We start from the raw sequence: 3,692 nt of genomic DNA on the forward strand, positions 1-3,692 counted from the left end.
AGCACTGGGCCACGTCGCCCGGCCGGCGCGCCACCACGCGGTAGGGCACCGGGCGGCCGCTCGCGCGCTCGAAGCCGCGCACCATCTCCAGCACCGAAACGGGCCGGCCCGTCCCCAGGTTCACGGTGAGCAGGCCGGGGTGCTCGCGCAGGTAGCGCAGCGCTGCGACGTGGCCGTCGGCCAGGTCGCACACGTGGATGTAGTCGCGCACGCCCGTGCCGTCGGGGGTGGGGTAGTCGTCGCCGTAGACGCTCAGGCTCTCGCGCATGCCGACGGCGACCTGGGCCACGTAGGGCAGCAGGTTGTTGGGCACGTCCTGCGGGTCTTCGCCGATCAGGCCGCTCTCGTGGGCGCCCACGGGGTTGAAGTAGCGCAGCCGCGCGATGCGCCACTGGCCGGGCTCGGCCGCATCCACGTCGGCCAGCACCTGCTCCATCATGAGCTTGGTCCAGCCGTAGGGGTTGGTGGCTGACAGGGGGAAATCCTCGCGGATCGGCACCGAGGCCGGTTCGCCGTACACCGTGGCCGAGGAGGAGAACACCAGCGACCGCACCCCCGCCTTCTGCATGGCCCGCAGCAGCACCACGGTGCCGGCCACGTTGTTGTCGTAGTACGCGAGCGGCTGGCGCACCGACTCGCCCACCGCCTTGAGCGCCGCGAAATGCACCACGGCCTCGATGGGGTGCTCGGCAAAGATGCGCGCCAGCAGGGCCTCGTCGCGCACGTCGCCCTCGATGCATTCGGGCGCCTTTCCCGTGATGCGGGCCAGGCGGTCCAGCACCGAGCGGCGGCTGTTGCCGAAGTTGTCCAGGATGAGATAGGGAATGCCGGCGGAGGCCAGCGCGACGCAAGTGTGGGAGCCGATGAAACCGGCCCCGCCTGTGACGAGGATCACGAAATTTCTCCTTTTTTGAAACCCAACGGCCCGCCGTGCGTACCTGTGTGGTGCCAGCCTGGAAACGGGCCTCAACCCGGCACCACAAAAAACGACAGTGCGTCAACCCTGCAACAGCGAAGCGCCCTGGTATTTAACTCCGGCGCCGCCATCGGTGTGAAATCAGGGCAAATGAAAGCTATTGTGTCGATTGTTTTTATTAATACAAAGGTGTATCCATCTCCCTTTTCCATGCCAATGTGTCTATAAGTACCAACATCCAATGGAAGCACCCTCCGCTTCCACGGCTGCCGATCCAATGATCCGAACGAGGTCACCTGCATCCGAACCGCTTCTTCTTTTGCCTTCCCACCTTTGCCTGCTGTGCCAACCACGCTTCGACTGTTGTTTTTTAAGCCTATTCCTGGTGCTGCCAACCTGGGCGTGGGCCGCTGCGCCAGCGGTAGCGCTGCACTACGGTCCGGCCGCCCCGCTGTCGGAGCTGAAGGTGTTCGACATCGTGGTGGTCGAACCCGGCCATGGCCAGGACCCCGTGGCCTACCGCCAAAGCGGCAGCGAGTTGTATGCCTACGTCTCGGTGGCGGAGGTGCAGTCGTCCCGTCCCTACTACAGCGACATCCCCGCGGCGTGGAAGCTGGCCCGCAACGGCGCCTGGAATTCCGAGGTGATCGACCAGACGCCGGCCGACTGGCCTGAGTTCTTCGCCTCCCGTGTGGTCGGCCCGCTGTGGCAAAGCGGCTACCGCGGCTTTTTCCTGGACACGCTCGACTCGTACCGGCTCGCCAACCAGTTCGACGAGGCGGCGCAGCAGGCCGGCATCGTGCGCGTGATCGAATTGCTGCACCAGCGCTTTCCCGGCATCAAGCTCATCCTGAACCGGGGCTTCGAGATCGTGCCCCGGGTCAAGGACAAGATCCAGATGGTGGCGGCCGAGTCGCTGTACCAGGGCTGGAACGCCGGCGCCCAGCGCTACGAGCCCGTCAAGGCCGAAGACCGCGAATGGCTGCTGGGCCAGTTGCGCACGATCCGCGAACGCGACGGCCTGCCGGTGCTGGCCATCGACTACGTGCCGCCCGCGGACCGCGAGCTGACGCGCGCCACGGCGCAGAAGATCAAGGACCTGGGCTTCATCCCCTGGGTGACGGACAGCCAGGTGCACACCGTCGGCATCGGCAGCATCGAGGTGGTGCCGCGGCGGGTGCTGGTGGTCTATTACGGCGGCGAAAGCCCGGCGCTGAACTACGCCGCGGCCCACCGCTTCCTGCAGATGCCGCTCAACCACATGGGCTACGTGGTGGACTATGCGGACGTGCGCAACGAACTGCCCGCCGGCGTGTACCAGGACCGCTACGCGGGCATCGTGACGTGGTTCTCCGGCTTCCTGCCCGAGACCCGCACCAAGGCCATGAACCAGTGGCTGCAGGCCCGGCTGGCCGAGCGCACGCCCCTGGCGGTGTTCGGCAACTTCGGCTTCGCGCTGGACCGCCAGCTCAACGACAAACTGGGCATCCAGGGCAATGCCTTGCCACCGCGCGGCACGCAAAAGCCCGTGGTCCAGGACCCGATGATGGGCTTCGAGATGGCGGTGGAGCCGGCGGCCCGGGCGCAGTTCGAGCCCGTCATGCGCAACGGCGTGCCGGTGCAGGCGGGCCGCTCGCTGGTGGAGTTCAAGGACCAGCGCGGCCAGTCCTTCGTCGGCGGCGCGATCATGCCCTGGGGCGGCTTCGTGGTGGACCCCTTCGTCGTGGTGGAGGTGCCGGGCACCGACTACGCGCGCTGGGTGGTGGACCCCTTCGCCTTCCTCACGCAGGCGCTTCGCCTGCCGCCCATTCCCGTGCCGGACGTGACCACCGAGAACGGCCGCCGGCTGATGTTCTCGCACGTGGACGGCGACGGCTTCCCCTCGCTGGCCGAACTGCCGGGCAGCCCCAACGCCGGGCTGGTGCTGCTCAAGGAAGTGTTCGAGAAATACCGCACCGTGCCGCAGACCATGTCCGTGATCGAGGCCGAGATCGCGCCGCACGGCCTGCACCCGGAGATGAGCAAGGAACTGGAGGACATCGCGCGGCGCATGTTCCGCCTGCCGCACGTCGAGATCGCCAGCCACACCTACTCGCACCCCTTCCTGTGGGACCGCAGCGTGCGCCACGGGCTGTTCAGCGAGAACTCGGAAGCCGCCATGAGCCTGGACGTTCCCGGCTACACCATGGACCTGAAACGCGAGATCGTGGGCTCGACCGAATACATCAACACCCGGCTGGCGCCGCCGGACAAGAAGGTCAAGATCCTGCTGTGGTCGGGCGACACCGCGCCCGGCGCCGAGGCGCTGGAGATCACCGAACGGGCGGGCCTGCTCAACATGAATGGCGGCGACACGTCCATCACGCGCACCAACCCATCGCTCACCGCGGTAGGGGCGCACGGCATCCAGAAGAACGGCTACCTGCAGGTGTACGCGCCCATCACCAACGAGAACATCTACACCAACCTGTGGCGCGGCCCCTACTACGGCTACGAGCAGGTGCTGCAGAGCTTCGAGATGACGGAGACGCCCCGCCGCATCAAGCCCGTGGACATCTACTACCACGTGTACTCCACCACCAAGCGCGCCGGCCTCAACGTGCTGCGCAAGGTGTACGACTGGGCGGTGGCCCAGCCGCTGCACCCGGTGTTCGCCTCGGAGTTCATCCGCAAGGTGCGCGACTTCCACACCTACGCGCTGGCGCGCGACGGCGCGGGCTGGCGCGTGCGCGGTGACGGCGAGCTGCGCACGCTGCGCCTGCCCCCCGTGCTCGGC

Annotated in this window: 2 protein-coding genes; one reads left to right on the forward strand and one right to left on the reverse strand. The window is 67.1% G+C overall.

The window, feature by feature from the left end; all coding sequences use genetic code 11:
• A partial coding sequence (galE, locus tag AC27IQ_RS20235) for a UDP-glucose 4-epimerase GalE (protein WP_487090564.1) occupies nt 1-895 on the reverse strand: 895 nt, incomplete at its 3' end.
• A gap of 406 nt (nt 896-1,301) precedes the next feature.
• Here galE and AC27IQ_RS20240 point away from each other — a divergent pair.
• On the forward strand, nt 1,302-3,692 hold a 2,391-nt coding region (locus tag AC27IQ_RS20240), incomplete at its 3' end, for a bifunctional glycoside hydrolase/polysaccharide deacetylase family protein (protein WP_487090565.1).

Source organism: Acidovorax sp. KPB24-07 (genome assembly GCF_057543315.1).